A 16,671-nucleotide genomic window follows, 5' to 3' on the forward strand; every position below is an offset into this window, starting at 1 on the left:
ATAATAATCTGTGTCGATCTGTTTAATCGGTATGATCCGCGTGCCATCTTTCAATAAAACTTCGCGAACTTTGCGATAAAAAAATACCACCATTGAATACCAAAATAGCTATAACATCTTTTTCATCCATTTCTCCTTTAGGAAATACTTCTGCAGGAGTTTGGGAGAAGTATCTCGAGAATCAACATTGTTTTTCTAAACAGTTTTTAGATCAGCAAGAAACTTCAGTTGCTACTCTTGATCCTGCATCAAAGCAAATAATTGCAGAAATAAGAGAATCAGATATTAAATATAAGTTTTTAGATGATTCGGTTTTATTTGCCATTGCAGCTTCCCGAAAAGCGGTTGAACTGGCAGGATGGAATTCTGATGCTGTTTTTGGAATCAATATTGGATCTTCGCGTGGTGCGACAGATTTATTCGAAAAACATTACAAAGAATATCTTGATACGGGCAAGGCACAGACTTTGGCCTCGCCAACAACAACTTTAGGAAATATATCGTCCTGGATTGCACATGATCTGCAAAGTGTGGGGCCTGAAATTTCGCATTCTATAACCTGTTCCACAGCGCTTCATGCATTGTTAAATGGTGTTGCATGGCTAAGATCAGGAATGGCAGATAAGTTTTTGGTTGGAGGAAGTGAAGCTCCTTTAACTGATTTCACGATTGCTCAAATGCGCGCTCTTAAAATATATTCCCGAATCGGTCAGGATGAAAATCCCTGGCCCAATTTAGCTTTTGATTTTGACAAGAGTCAGAACACTATGATTTTAGGCGAAGGAGCCGCAGTTTGCTGTTTGGAAGCCGGAGAGAAACAAAATGCAATTGCATATGTAACTGGTGTAGGTTATGCAACGGAAATCTTAGAGCATAATATCTCTATTTCTGCCGAAGCAACCTGTTTTCAGAAATCAATGAAAATGGCTTTGAAAGATGTTGCTTTAGAAACCATTGATGCGATTGTAATGCATGCTCCGGGAACGATAAAAGGTGACATAACGGAATTACGAGCTATAGAAAAAGTTTTCGGATCTCAATTGCCGCTGTTAACGACTAATAAATGGAAGATTGGTCACACATTTGGAGCTTCCGGCGTACTAAGTCTGGAATTGGCACTTTTAATGTTTCAACATGATACTTTTATTGGAGTTCCGTTTGGGACAAAACAAACCCAGACAAAATCGATAAAAAGAGTTTTAATCAATGCTGTTGGTTTTGGTGGTAATGCGGTGAGTATTTTAATAGAAAAAGCGTAATTCATTTTAAGTATGTAAATATTCTGATTCTATAGAAAAATAATGCTTTGTTACTTAGTTTTCTAAATTCTTTTCTAATTGGGTTACTTTGTCATAAACTAAAAAACTTTCGTATCCTCGTCGCAACATGTAATCACAGAATTTTTTTCGTTTTTTCAGAGTGTTTTTTTCGTTGAGATTATTCCAGCATCTTTCAGAAAGTTGTTCGAACGTGGTTTCATATTCTTCGGCAGTGATTTCTTTTAAGGCGAGCGTAATATTAGTCGATGAAACCTGTTTCATTTTAAGCTCATTCGTAATCCTGATTCTGCCCCAATGCTTAATTCTATGTTTGCCTCTGGCAAAACTGCACGCAAAACGGGTTTCATTTAAGAAATTGTTTTCAATTAGCTGAACAACCACAACATCAATTTCATCAGGAAACATTTTTAAACTGTATAATTTCGAAATTACCTCACTATGACAGCGTTCCTGATAGGCACAAAAGTGCTCTAATTTTAGAATTGCGTCTTTTATTGTGAAAATTGAATTCATGTTTTTTAATGGTTATTGCTAAAAAAAGAATCATTTTAATTTAGCGTATTGAACACGGCTTTGAGTTAGAATTGTAACTGTTATAATGAATTTTTAACGGTCTTAATTGCTATAATCGGAACTTCCTTGTTTTGTTTAATGCAAAAAGCAAATTTAAATATAAATAGTACGAAGGTAAAATAAAAAAACAGCTGAAGTTCTATAAAACTTCAGCTGTTTTTTTATTCAGGTTTATTTTAGGCACTCTTTCTTAAGTTCTGATTTGTGTTTTCAATCGCCTTCTCGTTTTTATAATCAATCCATTTTTGACCTTTAAATTTTCTCATCAAAATATCAAAATGGCGCATAACGAAAATATTATAAACTGCTTTTGATAAATTGGTAATACTTTTAGGAAAAGCGCGTAAACTCATAGAAAAACCGGGAGTCAGATATTTCATATAATGCCAATAACCTTCAGGCATGTACAAAACTTCGCCGTGTTTTAAATTAGTAATATAGCCTTCTGTATTTTTAAGGGCAGGGAATTTTTCGTAATCGGGATTATCAAAATCAATGTCCTCTCTTGAAATTAATGCATGAGGTACTTTGTACATGTATTTAGACTGATCCGGAGCAAAAAGCATACATTGTTTTTCGCCATGAAAATGAAAATGCAGGATATTCGAGTAATCGATATCATAATGCATAAAAACTTTTGAGTTTTCTCCGCCAAAAAATAACATTGGCATTTGTTTGACTAATTTTAAGCCAATATCTGGCCATAAAAAATCTTCTTTTAGTATTGGGACTTCTTTCATTAGATTGTAAAGAAATATGCGATAATTAGTAGGCTTTGACTCTAATAGATCGACATAATCGCTCATCTTCATTTTAGTATGCGCTTCGTTAAAGCCATCTTCATGATTTACAGGCCTATTGTCGTATAAAGGGACAATAGTCTCGCCGGCGATTTCTTTGATATAGGACAATTTCCATTTTTGATAAGCAGGCCAATCTTCAGTTAGCTCTTCAATAACAACTGGAATTTGATATTTTACATATTGGGAAATAAAATCAGCTTTTGAGATCTTTTTTACCCTTTCGATTTGCTTTAACTTCATCTCTTAAATAAAAAAATTGCTTATAACTCTGTGTCATAAGCAATTTAAAAATATTTCGCGAGATTTATTAACTCATTTAATTAATTTTTTGATTTGATCGAAGCTTCAAGGTTTCTTTCAATCGTATGCCCCGGTCTTGACCATTTAGGTTTTTCGCCCAATGTAGTAAACTGCGAATCAGTTGCTTCTACTGTTTGTGGTTGAGAAACCTTAACAAATGGTTTTTGCGGAATCAATCCCAGTAAGTCAAACATTTTCATGTCTTCCTGTACGTCAGGATTTGGCGTTGTCAATAATTTATCACCTGCAAAAATAGAATTTGCACCGGCAAAAAAGCACATTGCCTGTCCTTCGCGGCTCATATTTGTTCTTCCTGCAGAAAGACGTACCTGAGTATCCGGCATTATGATTCTGGTTGTTGCAACCATACGGATCATTTCCCAAATTTCAACCGGTTTTTCTTCTTCCATCGGTGTTCCTTCAACAGCAACCAAAGCATTGATAGGCACAGATTCAGGTTGTGGGTTCAAAGTTGAAAGCGCCACGAGCATTCCGGCTCTGTCTTCGATGCTTTCTCCCATCCCGATAATTCCTCCGCTGCAAACCGTAACATTCGTTTTACGGACGTTTTCGATCGTTTGCAAACGGTCTTCGAAACCACGGGTAGAAATCACATCCTTATAATATTCTTCAGAAGTATCTAAATTATGGTTGTAAGCATATAAACCGGCTTCAGCCAAACGTTGCGCCTGGTTTTCAGTAATCATGCCCAAAGTACAACAAACCTCCATGTCTAGTTTATTGATGGTACGTACCATTTCTAAAACCTGGTCAAATTCTTCACCATCTTTTACGTTTCTCCAGGCGGCTCCCATGCAGACACGAGATGATCCGCTGGATTTGGCACGCAAAGCCTGGGCTTTTACCTGACTTACGCTCATTAAATCATTTCCTTCAACACCTGTGTTATAGCGGGCAGCTTGCGGGCAATAACCGCAATCTTCAGGACAGCCTCCGGTTTTGATAGATAATAAAGTAGATACCTGTACGACGTTCGGATCGTGTTTTTGCCTGTGTATTGTTGCTGCTTCATACAGCAAGTCCATCATAGGTTTATTGTATATGGCGATTATCTCGTCTTTTGTCCAGTTGTGTTTGGTAGTGTTCATTAGTTCATTGTTTTTGGAGCTTCAAAAGTAATTAAATTGTTCTAATCAATGATGCTCATCGCTTTAAATGAATATTTTGCATGAAATTTCAAAAAAGAAGCATTCTAAAATCATATAATTGTAAAAATTTATGATTTTAGAATGCTTAAATGATAGTTTTATTTTGAAATGTTAATCGGCGACATACTTATTGTTCCAGTATAGCATCATCATTAAAGTGACAATTACTGACGATGCGACTCCTTCAAATAACAAACAAATACAGTAGGTTGGTACGGACGGATTTCCTCCAAACATAAAAGCTTCTGATAAGGTTTTTACATAAGCATCTCCGCCTCTTGCATAACTATATACTAATAATCCAAAAACACTCATCGCTACACCAACTACAGAAGTTGCCATAGCAGAAACCGCATTCGATACAAAATTGGTTTCTCCTTCCTGAAGATTCATCTTCATCGTTTTATTTACGCCATAAAATATAAAAAATACATTCAGCGTCCGTAAATAGAATAAATGAGCTAAACCTAATACGTTCATCAATAGAAAATAAATTCCTATACCAAGGAAAATCAAGAAACCATTGGTAATTTCTTTAGGTAATTTCATAGTGGTTATTTTTAAATAAGTTAATAGTAAATATTTGATAAACAGAGTTCTATATCAAATTTACTAAAAAAATAACTACGATGATTTAAAAAAGGTAAAAAGTATTTTAGTTGCTTTTTAGAGCTTACTAATAAAAGCCAAAGCATCTTTTTCGTCCTGATTTAATTGAGCTTTAAGCCAGTCTAATGAACCAAATTTTTGCTCATCACGAAGATAATGTAGTAAAGAAACTTCGATTTTTTGACCATAAATAGTAGCATCAAAATCAAATAGATTTACTTCGATAGTTTGGTTTTGCCCATTTACAGTAGGATTAAAACCAATATTCATCATCCCAAAAAATTCCTGATCGGCAATTAAAGCTTTAACTACATAAACACCAATTTTTGGAATTAGCTTGTATTCTTCTTCAATTTTGATATTTGCTGTTGGAAAACCAATTGTTCTTCCTAATTGTTTTCCTTTTACAACCTCGCCAGATAAAAAATAGGCGTAGCCTAAATAATCATTGGCCAAAGTCATATTTCCTTCGTTTAAAGCTTTTCTGATCTTGGTCGAGCTTACAGATACATCCTGAATTTCCTGCGCCGAAATTTGCTCAACTTCAAATCCATATTCTGCTCCAAAAGCGATTAAATCATCAATATTAGCCGTTCTGTTTCTTCCAAAACGGTGATCGTGACCTATAATTATTTTTTGAATATGAAATTGCTCGACTAAAATAGAACGTACAAATTCTTCGGCAGTCAATCTTGAGAAACTTTCGTTAAACGGATGAATAACAAGATTTTCAATTCCTGTCGCTTCAAGAAGTTTTGTTTTTTCAGAGATTGTATTCAAAAGTTTTATCTCTGATTTTTCCTGTAAAACCATTCTCGGATGAGGAAAAAATGTAAGAACTAAACTCTCGTATTTTCCGTTTTCAGTATTTTGAGTAATTCGTTCCAGAATTTTTTTGTGACCAATATGTACGCCGTCAAAGGTACCAAGAGTTAAAATCGTTTTCTTGGTTGACTGAAAATCGTTTATAGAATGAAAGAGCTTCAAAACAAATAATTTAAGATGTTGCAAATTTATACTATCTATTTTAAATTTTATGCTAAGCTCAATTGATTTTTGATGACAATCTATTTCTTTTTTCAAAAATGAACTAACTCGTCTGCTAAAAAGCATTAATTGTAATATATCTGTAAGAATTTAATTTAATTCGCTTAATTTTGATTTTTCAATTCCCACCTGAGTATGAAAAAAAAGCTACTTTTCTTGTTTTTTATTTTTTGTTGCGCAAATATTTACGCTCAAAGTGATGATTTGTGGCAAAAAGTAACCGCCGGTACCTCAGGTAAAAGAGTAAATTTATCTGATTCGCAACGAAGATATTATAAGCTTAATACCGATTTTTTGAAATCAAAACTTTCAGGGGTAACAAATAAAACGTCAAAAAGAAATACGATACAAATTACAATTCCAAATTCAAATGGTGTTTTAGAAAGATTTACAGTTTGGGAATCGTCAAATTTCGAACCGGAATTACAGGCAAAATATCCTGAGATAAGAGCTTATGAAGGAAGTGGCGTAGACGATAAGACTGCTAAGATACATTTTAGTGTTGCCCCGATAGGAGTGCAGACAATGGTGTTTCGTGCTGATAAATCATCTGAATTTATGGAGCAAAATCAAGATGATAAGTCTGAGTATGTTTTGTTTACTAAAAATAATGGAACATCAAAAAGCAGATTAGATTGTAAGACTACAAATGCAATCCTGAATACCAATAATTCATCATTAACATCTAAATCAGCCAGCAGTAAAGTTTTTAAAACCTTGCGATTGGCGCTTTCCTGTACAGGAGAATATACAGCTTATTTTGGCGGTACAAAAGCTGGCGCATTGGCTGGTATGAATGCTTCTCTAAGCAGGGTAAATGGTATTTTTAATAAAGATCTTGCTGTAAAATTAGTCTTGATTGCAAATACAGATGCTGTTATTTACACAAATGCGGCGACAGATCCTTATTCTGATGCGAGCAAAGGAACGTCAGAAGATAAGTCAGATGGTAATGATTATTGGAGTAAAGAAGTTCAAAAAACATTAACAACTGTCATTGGTGAAGCAAATTATGATATTGGACATTTATTTGGAGCTACGGGAGGCGGAGGTAATGCGGCCTGTATAGGGTGTGTTTGTGATAGCCCAACAGCTACAAATGTTATTGGTAAAGGTAGTGGTTATACCTCGCCATCTAATGGAAAACCTCAGGGAGATTCGTTTGATATTGATTTTGTGGCTCACGAAATGGGACATCAGTTAGGTGCAAATCATACTTTTTCTTTTGATGGAGCCGAAAGAACAGGTGTGAATGTCGAACCTGGAAGTGGTTCTACGATAATGGGATATGCAGGAATAACAAAATATGATGTTCAGGATAATTCAGATGATTATTTTGCATACGCCAGCATTGCGCAAATTCAAAATAATCTTGCTACAAAAAGTTGCCCGACAGATGCGCCAATAATAAACAACCCTCCCATGATTGATGCAGGTTTAGATTATTCGATCCCTATTAGTACAGCATTTGTTTTAACCGGTACCGGTTCAGATCCTGAAGGTGATACTATTACGTATACCTGGGAGCAAAATGATAGTGCATTATCATCATCAACGGCAAATAGTAATAGTATTGCATATTCAACAAAACCAGACGGACCATTGTTCAGGTCTGTAGTTCCGGAAAGTTCTCCGGTGCGATATATGCCGGATTTTAATACCGTTCTTCAAAATAAATTAACCACAACATGGGAGTCTGTTTCGTCTATTGCAAGAACGTTGCATTTTACCTTAACCGGGCGCGATAATGCAGCTCAGGGATCTGCGCAGACAAGTACAGATGATATGATTGTGAATGTGCTGGCGAATGCAGGGCCATTTGCGGTTACGTCTCAAAATACTAATGATGTGAGTTGGCAGATAGGATCGTTTCAGACTATAACCTGGAGTATAAATAATACCAGTATATTGCCTGGTTCTTCAACTGTAAATATTAAATTATCTACAGATGGCGGCATTACATTTCCAATAGTTCTGGCGTCAAATACTCCAAATGATGGAACAGAAGTAATTCAAATTCCTGAAAGTATAGAAAATTCGACAAATTGCAGAATTTTGATCCAGCCTACAGCTAATATTTATTATGCCATAAACAGCAAACCATTTGCGGTTGGTTATACATCGAGAACAACTTGCGATTCGTATAATTTTGGCAATGCTTTCGATATTCCTTTTGCAACCAATTTTACAACCAGAACGGTAAATGTACCTGCTTCGACAGGAACGGTTTCTGATGTGAATGTTCTGGTGAATTTTACACATGAAAAACTTTCTGATGTCGAAATTCAAATGGTAAGTCCGCAAGGGACAATTGTAAATCTTTACAATAATAAAAGCTGTGGAGGAATACAGTCTACTTTGTCACTTCAATATGACGATGATGGAGTTGCGTTAGATTGTTCTAAAACAACAAGTCAGATTGTGGTTCCGGTTGATTTGTTAAGTGCTTTTAATGGTCAGGACCCTAAAGGAAACTGGACTTTAAGAGTTCGCGATGCAGTTACGGGTAATTTGGGGAAAATAAATTCAGCATCGATAAATATCTGTAATAAAACGTTTATCCCGGGAACACCTGATGTTCAAAATGCTGATTTTACACTATATCCAAATCCTAATAAAGGTAATTTTACCATCCAGTTCAAAAGTGATGCTATAAATACCATTCAGGTTTTTATATATGATATTTTAGGTAAAAAAGTATATTATGATTTTTTTGAGAAAACAGCTTATTTTAATCAAAACATTCAATTATCAAATATCTCATCAGGAGTTTATTTTGTTACAGTTCTTGAAGGAAATAAAAGAACGGTTAAGAAAATAATCGTAAATAAATAAAGAAACAAAATTCCATAACAATTGGAATTTGGAATTTATTTTTTGGATTTTTATTATAAAAGGTTACGAGTTCGCAATTGCCATACAGACAATACTGATTTTGGCTCCCGGAATTTTTAATAAAGCACGTGAACATGCTTCAAGAGTGGCGCCGGTAGTCAAAACATCATCTACAATTAGAAAATGTTTGTTTCGATTTTCTTCAGTAGAAATAACATCAAAAATATTTTCGATATTATCAGATCTTCCTGCGAGATTCTTTTTTGATTGTGTTTTAGAATATTTTTTTCGATATAAAACAGCTGCATTATAATCAATATTTAAACCTTTGGCGAGTGCTTTTCCAAAAGTAGTAACCTGATTATAGCCTCGTTTCCGAAATTTTTTGGGATGTAAAGGAACAGGAATTACGATGTCAAAAGGAATTTCCAGAACTATTTCCTTTAAATCTTCAACAGACCAATTTCCTAAAACGGTTCCAATTTCTTCATGACCCTTGTATTTTAGGTTGTGAATGAGTTCCTGGACAATTCCTTTTTTATTAAAATATAAAAGAGCCGATGCATGTTCGATAGCAATCTTTCCATAGAATTTTTTGACCGCTTCGTTTTTAGGATCTAAATGATATTGCGTCAGGGGCATTTCGTGACGACAACTGGTACATAAAACGGTTTCGTTTGTGATCAAAATAGTATGACATCCGGCACAAACTTTAGGGAAAAACAGGTTAATAAGGTAATTAAACACAAATAGAAAGAATTTAGTTACAAAAATAACGAAATGAATGCTTCAATCTTTATAATTTTTCTTTTTTTTCAACGTACTTTTTATATTTTTGCATCACTATGGCAAAACAAGAAGATATATTTAAGAATGTGGTTTCGCACGCAAAAGAGTACGGATTTATTTTTCCGTCAAGCGAAGTATACGATGGATTGAGTGCAGTGTATGATTATGCACAAAATGGTGTCGAGTTAAAAAAGAATATCCGTGAATATTGGTGGAAATCAATGGTTCAGATGAATGAGAATATTGTAGGCCTTGATGCCGCAATATTAATGCATCCAACTACCTGGAAAGCTTCAGGCCACGTTGATGCATTCAACGATCCGTTGATTGATAATAAAGATTCAAAAAAGAGATATAGAGCTGATGTTTTAGTTGAAGATCATGCTGAAAAGATTAATCAAAAAGCTCAAAAAGAAATTGAAAAAGCGAGAGCTCGTTTTGGAGATGCATTTAATGAGGAAGAATTTGTTGCAACAAATGCCCGCGTCGTAGAATATCTTTCAAAATACAAAGAAATTTTATCAAGGCTTGCAAAAGGAATGACTGATGATCTTCAGGATGTAAAAGCATTAATTGAAGAATTGGAAATTGCTGATCCTGAAACCGGTTCTAGAAACTGGACAGACGTAAAGCAATTCAACTTAATGTTTGGAACTAAGTTAGGAGCTTCTGCAGATTCTGCAATGGATTTATATTTACGTCCGGAAACGGCGCAAGGTATTTTTGTGAACTTTTTAAATGTTCAGAAATCTGGTCGTATGAAGGTTCCTTTTGGAATTGCTCAAACGGGTAAAGCTTTCAGAAACGAAATTGTTGCAAGACAATTCATTTTCCGTATGCGTGAATTCGAACAAATGGAAATGCAATTTTTCGTTCGCCCGGGTGAAGAAATGAAATGGTACCACCATTGGAAAGAAACACGTTTAAACTGGCACTTATCTTTAGGATTAGGAAAAGAGAATTACCGTTTTCATGATCACGAAAAATTAGCACATTACGCAAATGCCGCTGCTGATATTGAGTTTAATTTCCCTTTTGGTTTCAAAGAATTAGAAGGAATTCACTCTCGTACGGATTTTGATTTAAAAGCGCACGAACAATATTCTGGTAGAAAATTACAATATTTTGATCCTGAACTAAATGAGAACTACGTACCATACGTAGTAGAAACTTCAGTAGGTTTAGATCGTATGTTTTTGGCTGTTTTTGCAACATCATTGCAGGAAGAAACTCTTGAGGATGGTTCGACAAGAACAGTTCTAAAATTACCATCAGTTTTAGCGCCAACAAAAGCTGCGGTACTGCCATTAATTAAAAGAGATGGATTACCTGAAATTTCTAAAAAAATCATAGATGATTTAAAATGGGATTTCACGGTAGCGTATGATGAAAAAGATGCTGTAGGACGTCGTTACAGAAGACAAGATGCTCTTGGAACTCCGTTTTGTATAACAGTAGATCATCAGACAATCGAAGATCAGACAGTAACAATTCGTCATAGAGATACAATGAAACAAGATCGTGTAAAAATATCTGAATTAAAGGATATAATAGAAAACGAAGTTTCAATGAAAAATTGGTTAATGAAAATGTAATTTTTTTTAAAAACAATATTTATAAAAAATCCCAAATTCCATATCGGAATTTGGGATTTTTTTAGTTTTATTAATGCATTTCGTCGGATTTTTTTGCATTTCATCCTTATGTGTTAACATTTGTGTGGAATGTATTAACAATGAAATAGTAAAATAGTTGAAATTTGTATTTTTAATTGCGAACCACTAAAACAAATTTTTTCAAAGTATTGATGAGGCTAAAGGAATAGTTGTCTGTGATCCATGAAAATTCAACAAAAACTAATATTGAAAAAGTATTCGTATATTATCATTGACGATGATGCAGAAAGTATTCTAAAAACAAAAACAGTTGCAGAAGGTTTCCCTGAGTTAGCTTTTTTGGCTTCGGCTGCAAATTATCATGATGGTTTGCATTTGGTTTTAGAACACCGGCCTTCGATTATTTTTTTAGAAATTGATCCGCGGGACTTATCCAGTAATCTGTCGCTGGCATTTATAAATGAGCTTTACAGATTTTTTTCTCATCTTCCGAAGATCATTATTACCACACCAAAAAGAAAGCTGGCATTTGAAGCCATTCAATACAGCGTTTTTGATTATATATTAAAACCGGTTCAGTCAATAGATTTATTGAAGATGCTTTTAAAACTTGAAAAAAGTGTTTTAGAAGCTAATTCAGCTGAAATAAGGAACGAAACAGCTTCGGCAATACTTCCATTTGCCCAAACACCCGAAGTTGTCGAAAAGCCACTTATTATCTGTATTAAATCATATGGGGATTATCGCTATATCAGCGCCCAGGATATTTGTTATTTTCAGGCAGATAATAATTCAACGGATATTTATCTGAACTCCGGAGAAATGATCACTGCTTTTAAAACTTTAAAGCATTTCGAGGGTGTTTTATCACATCCTTTTATCCGAATTCACAATAGTTATATTATCAATAAAAATTACATTTCGAGAATTCATAGCGGAAGCTCAGTTTGTTACATAAAAAACTCACTAAAAAAGATTCCTTTTTCTAAAACCTACAAACCAAATGTAGATCTAATTATTGCTGATTTTTCTATAGGAAATTACTTAGAAGTCTAAAAACTAGACGTTTACATCTATTTGGTGCCCATTGACTATCAATTGGGTATGTTCTACCATAAACCTATTTTTTCGTATATATTTTCTTTGAATCCGGAGTTAGTTTTACACCATGATTCGCACAAAGCGATGATTTCCTAAAACAATAAATCAAACAAATAAATACCTCAAATCATGAAAAAAGCAGCTTTAACATTCGGATTATTTTCTTTAGTAATGGTAGCAACTTCATTTGCAACTCCACAAATTAATGATGTATATAAAGGTGATATTAACACAACTCTTGAAACAGACGGAACTGGTGCAACAGGAGGACCTACAAAGAAAGTAGATTCAAATAGAATTACTTTTGACACAAGTAATGATTCCAGTCTTGGAACAATCAATCAATCTGTAGGTGGAAACAAGAAATTAGACTAAAACCTTACAATAAAAAATATATTTAAGCTGCCATTTCATGGCAGCTTTTTTTTGTATCTATAGTTTTACTATTTTTGGTAAAATTCAGGCTGCAATTGAAAAAACACCACCAAATAATTGTCCTTTTATTCATTGTTTTTGGGGCTTGTACCAAAAAAGCATCTTCGTTAGATGGTTTACATTCTCCTGTAGACAGTCTTCCCAGCTATCTTTCTTTAGCCAATGACGATAAATTACCTTTAGAATTTAAGAAAAAATACAATCAAAAAGCACTTGATATAATTCTGGATCAAAAAAATGATTCAATGAATAAGGTAAATCTTTTTAAAGTTGCCAATCGATATTATAATATGAACGATTGGAAATCCTATCGGGAGACAGCAAAACTTATACTAGAGAGGTCAAAAAAATCAAATGATTCTGTTAGTATTGCCAAAGCGTATTCTTATTTAGGAGATTATTATATCGTTAAGTCCATTGCTGATAGTGCTTTTATGAGCTATTTTAAAGCCGAAAAGTATTATTTGAGATTAAATGATCAATACAATATTGCAAGAACTTTTTTAAATAAGGCAAGCCTTCAGTATAATGAAGGTGATTTTTTTGAGAGCGAAATAACTGTTTTCAAAGCATTGAATAGCTTAAAGAAACAAAAAAAGGTAAATGATCTTTTTTATGAAAGTTATAATCTTTTAGGAATCCTTTATAATGAAAGAGAGGAATATTCAAAAGCCCTGGAATTTCAAAATAAAGCTTTAAATGTTTTAGATGATAAATCAATTCCGTCACAATTTCAGTATAGAGCAACTTCATTAAACAATATTGGATATGTTTATTTAAATAAACATGATTATAAACAAGCGAAGGTTTATTTCAAAAAAGGTCTGGACGAAAAAAATCTGTTTGTTGACAAGACAACTTTATATGCCATATTAATGGACAATTTAGCATATTCTAAATTTAAGTTAAATGAATCAGATCAGTTACCCGACTTATTTTACAAATCGTTAAAAATTAGAGATAGTTTAGGTTTAGATGGCGCAACAGTTGCGAGTAAAATTCATTTATCGGAATATTATGCTTCAAAAAATGATTCACTCAGAGCGATTCAATTTGCAAAACAAGCACTTAATTCATCACGGGGTGCAGCTAAATTAGTCAGTACATTAGAAGCGCTTAAACAATTAGCGATTGTTGATGCTAAAAATGCTTCAAATTATTCGCAGGAATATATTAAGCTGAATGATAAAATGCTAAAAGCTGAGCGCAAAATGGGTGAGAAATTCTCTCGAATTGGTTATGAAACCTCCGAAATTAAAGATCAAAACTCAAGTCTGCAAGAAAAGAACAAAACCCTAATTTACGTTTTTAGTATCTGTACATTAATAGGATTGTTTTTTTATGTTTACAAAACACAACAGGCCAAAAATAGAGAATTACTTTTTAAACAACAGCAGCAAATAGCGAACGAAGATATCTATAATCTTATGATTTCGCAACAAAATGATATTGAGCAAACCCGAATAAAAGAAAAGAAAAAAGTGGCTCAGGATCTGCATGATGGAGTTTTAGGGAGAATGTTTGGTGTAAGGATAAGTTTAGACAGTCTTGATAAAATTGATGAAGTAGAAGCTGCTCCCAAAAGAAAAAAGTATCTGACGGAATTAAAACATATTGAAGAAGATATACGTGAAATTTCGCATGACTTAAATAGAGAGAAATCCGAATTAATTAATAATTTTATCGCGATTTTAAAAAAATTATTCGAAGACCAGCAAAACACATACGATTCAAAATTAATTACCTCGTTCGACTCTAATATTAAATGGGAACTGGTAAGTAATACTGTTAAGATTAATTTATACAGAATCGTGCAGGAAGCACTTCAGAATTGTAATAAGTATGCAAATGCAAACACGATTACTGTTGAATTTAAAAGTGAAATAGATCATTTGGTATTGTCTATTTCTGATGATGGAATTGGATTTAATGTGAAAAGAATAAAAAATGGTATAGGATTGCATAATATCCAATACAGAGCGACAGAATGTAAAGGTACTGCGACCTTAAAATCAACCCAGGGAGAAGGAACGCTTCTTGAAATTAAAATCCCTATAGATCAGAAAATAAACCTACAGAATACATGATAGTTGACCAAAATGCCACAGATCCTGAATTAATTAAAATGAATATTTTAATTGTTGACGATCATCCCTTTATTATTGAGGGATATAAAAATGCAATAACACGTTATAATCCTGATCAATACGAATTTATAATTTCGCAGGCTCACGATTGTAAATCAGGATATGATTTAATCGAAGACGAAAAAAGCCCAAATTTCGATATCGCTTTTTTAGATATTAGTATGCCATCCTATGAAGAGAAAGATATTTTTTCAGGCGAAGATTTGGCAAAACTAATTTTAAAGAAAATGCCAAGTTGTAAAGTGATTTTGTTGACAATGTATACCGAATTACTAAAAATTAAAACCATTATCAGAACCATTCAGCCCAATGGTTTAGTCATAAAAAATGATCTTACTTTTGATGAATTGCTTTTTGCACTGGACAAAGTGATGAAAAATGATAAATATTACAGTCAGTCAGTTCAGAAGATACTCAATCAATCGCCTCATAATTCAATTGAAATCGATGAGTTTGATAAGCAAATTTTATTTCATTTGTCAAAAGGAACATCACTTGAAGACATGCCGCAATACATTCCGATTTCTTTAAATGCGATTGAAAAACGTAAAGTGAGCCTTAAGGAATTACTCAAAGTAAAATCTGGCTCTGATGAAGAATTGCTGAAAGAAGCCAAGAGTAAAGGACTTTTTTAAAAATGAAACTCTAAATAAAAAAATTCCAAATTCCAATAATACAAGATCATTGGGATTTGGAATTTTTTTTATTGAAATTTTAAATCTGCTATTCAGTCAAAGCATCCCAGCCACGCGCTTTTAAAGGAATTTGAGTGTTGGCACGAGTCACTAAATTTATCCCTTCGCTTTCGTCTGCCATATGGCCAATAACAGAGAAATTTGGATTCCCTTTTATCTTGTCAAAATCATTAATGTCGATCGTAAATAATAATTCATAATCTTCGCCACCATTAATCGCCACAGTTGTACTGTCAATATTAAACTCTTCGCAAGTTGAAATAAATTGAGGATCTAACGGAAGTTTCTCTTCGTATAAATTACAGCCTACTTTTGATTGTTTGCATAAATGGATAATTTCAGAGGATAAACCGTCTGATATATCGATCATCGAAGTTGGTTTAATTTCAAGTGCATGCAATAAAGTACGAACATCTTTTCGCGCTTCAGGTTTTAACTGACGTTCGATTAAATAACTGTACATATCAAGATCAGGCTGACTGTTTGGGTTTACCTGAAAAACCTGCTTTTCGCGTTCTAAAACTTGTAATCCCATATAAGCAGCACCAATATCTCCGGTTACAACAAGTAAATCTGTTTGTTTGGCACCATTTCTATATACAAGTTCATCTTCATCAGCTTCACCAATTGCAGTAATGCTAATAATTAATCCTTTTTGCGATGAGGTAGTGTCTCCACCAATAACATCCACTTTATATTCTTTTGCAGCGTGTGTAATCCCTTCAAACAATTCTTCTAATGCTTCTAGCGGAAAACGGTTAGAAACAGCTACAGAAACCGTTATTTGCGTTGGTCTGGCATTCATTGCACAGATATCAGATATATTTACAACAACAGCTTTATATCCTAAATGTTTTAATGGCATATAAGCCAAATCAAAATGTACTCCTTCTATCAATAAATCAGTTGAAACAACTACTTTTTTATCCTTAAAATCAAGAACAGCAGCATCATCACCAATACTTTTTAAAGTAGATTCCTGAGTAACATCAAAATTTTTTGTTAGATGTTCAATTAAGCCAAATTCACCTAATTGGGCTATACTGGTACGTTGCGGATTTTTATCTTCGATCATTTTTTCTAAGTTCCAATTTTATTAGGGTGCAAAGGTACAAAGGTTTTATCGAACTTAATGACATGTTATATCTGAACGTATTATTTATGTGTAAAGAGGTGCTGATTTGTAGCTTCTTAATGCGTGTACTAAACCCGACAGGTTTTCAAAACCTGTCGGGTTTGAATTGCGCTACGTGTGCGATAACCGAAAAAAAA

Annotated in this window: 14 protein-coding genes; 7 read left to right on the plus strand and 7 right to left on the minus strand. The window is 33.7% G+C overall.

Annotated elements, in window-relative coordinates; all coding sequences use genetic code 11:
* Positions 1-92: 92 nt before the first annotated feature.
* Positions 93-1,259, plus strand: a complete 1,167-nt coding sequence (locus tag ACQKCJ_RS01645; protein ID WP_271334060.1) for a beta-ketoacyl synthase N-terminal-like domain-containing protein — start codon at positions 93-95, stop codon at positions 1,257-1,259.
* A 54-nt stretch (positions 1,260-1,313) separates the two neighbouring features.
* On the opposite strand, the gene ACQKCJ_RS01650 is transcribed toward ACQKCJ_RS01645, so the two are convergent.
* The 5 genes from ACQKCJ_RS01650 to ACQKCJ_RS01670 all read right to left on the minus strand — a co-directional run bounded on the left by ACQKCJ_RS01650 (position 1,314) and on the right by ACQKCJ_RS01670 (position 5,721).
* Positions 1,314-1,793 (minus strand): regulatory protein RecX, encoded by a 480-nt coding sequence (locus ACQKCJ_RS01650; protein WP_271334061.1) that lies wholly within the window; start codon positions 1,791-1,793, stop codon positions 1,314-1,316.
* Positions 1,794-2,029: 236 nt separating this feature from the next.
* Entirely contained in the window at positions 2,030-2,896 is an 867-nt protein-coding gene (locus tag ACQKCJ_RS01655; protein ID WP_427401219.1) for a cupin-like domain-containing protein, read from the minus strand.
* A gap of 80 nt (positions 2,897-2,976) precedes the next feature.
* Entirely contained in the window at positions 2,977-4,065 is a 1,089-nt protein-coding gene (bioB, locus tag ACQKCJ_RS01660; protein WP_271334063.1) for a biotin synthase BioB, read from the minus strand.
* A gap of 171 nt (positions 4,066-4,236) precedes the next feature.
* Entirely contained in the window at positions 4,237-4,674 is a 438-nt protein-coding gene (locus tag ACQKCJ_RS01665; protein WP_230033726.1) for a hypothetical protein, read from the minus strand.
* 117 nt (positions 4,675-4,791) lie between these two features.
* Positions 4,792-5,721 carry a bifunctional riboflavin kinase/FAD synthetase gene (locus ACQKCJ_RS01670; protein WP_427401220.1) on the minus strand — a complete coding sequence of 310 codons (930 nt, stop codon included), beginning with the start codon at positions 5,719-5,721 and terminating at the stop codon, positions 4,792-4,794.
* 195 nt (positions 5,722-5,916) lie between these two features.
* On the opposite strand from ACQKCJ_RS01670, the gene ACQKCJ_RS01675 reads away from it, so the two are divergent.
* Positions 5,917-8,616 (plus strand): reprolysin-like metallopeptidase, encoded by a 2,700-nt coding sequence (locus tag ACQKCJ_RS01675; RefSeq protein WP_427401221.1) that lies wholly within the window; start codon positions 5,917-5,919, stop codon positions 8,614-8,616.
* A gap of 63 nt (positions 8,617-8,679) precedes the next feature.
* On the opposite strand, the gene ACQKCJ_RS01680 is transcribed toward ACQKCJ_RS01675, so the two are convergent.
* Positions 8,680-9,363 carry a ComF family protein gene (locus ACQKCJ_RS01680; protein ID WP_427401222.1) on the minus strand — a complete coding sequence of 228 codons (684 nt, stop codon included), beginning with the start codon at positions 9,361-9,363 and terminating at the stop codon, positions 8,680-8,682.
* A gap of 98 nt (positions 9,364-9,461) precedes the next feature.
* On the opposite strand from ACQKCJ_RS01680, the gene ACQKCJ_RS01685 reads away from it, so the two are divergent.
* The 5 genes from ACQKCJ_RS01685 (at position 9,462) to ACQKCJ_RS01705 (ending at position 15,339) form a co-directional block, all read left to right on the plus strand.
* On the plus strand, positions 9,462-11,000 hold the full coding sequence (locus ACQKCJ_RS01685; protein ID WP_271334067.1) for a glycine--tRNA ligase: 1,539 nt from the start codon (positions 9,462-9,464) through the stop codon (positions 10,998-11,000).
* Between the two features lie 267 nt (positions 11,001-11,267).
* On the plus strand, positions 11,268-12,077 hold the full coding sequence (locus tag ACQKCJ_RS01690; protein ID WP_271334068.1) for a LytR/AlgR family response regulator transcription factor: 810 nt from the start codon (positions 11,268-11,270) through the stop codon (positions 12,075-12,077).
* 174 nt (positions 12,078-12,251) lie between these two features.
* Positions 12,252-12,497: a hypothetical protein gene (locus ACQKCJ_RS01695; RefSeq protein WP_271334069.1), complete on the plus strand. Its 246-nt coding sequence runs from the start codon at positions 12,252-12,254 to the stop codon at positions 12,495-12,497.
* 95 nt (positions 12,498-12,592) lie between these two features.
* Complete coding sequence (locus ACQKCJ_RS01700) at positions 12,593-14,644, plus strand: tetratricopeptide repeat-containing sensor histidine kinase (RefSeq protein WP_271334070.1); 2,052 nt, start codon at positions 12,593-12,595, stop codon at positions 14,642-14,644.
* Positions 14,641-15,339, plus strand: a complete 699-nt coding sequence (locus ACQKCJ_RS01705; protein WP_271334071.1) for a response regulator — start codon at positions 14,641-14,643, stop codon at positions 15,337-15,339. Before ACQKCJ_RS01700 ends, ACQKCJ_RS01705 begins: the two co-directional genes overlap by 4 nt.
* Positions 15,340-15,427: 88 nt before the next feature.
* Here the strand turns inward: ACQKCJ_RS01705 and thiL are convergent, their stop codons facing one another.
* Positions 15,428-16,474: a thiamine-phosphate kinase gene (gene thiL / locus ACQKCJ_RS01710; RefSeq protein WP_271334072.1), complete on the minus strand. Its 1,047-nt coding sequence runs from the start codon at positions 16,472-16,474 to the stop codon at positions 15,428-15,430.
* Positions 16,475-16,671: the final 197 nt, after the last annotated feature.

This window comes from Flavobacterium sp. NPDC079362, from assembly GCF_050267765.1.
Classification (GTDB): Bacteria; Bacteroidota; Bacteroidia; order Flavobacteriales; family Flavobacteriaceae; genus Flavobacterium; species Flavobacterium azizsancarii.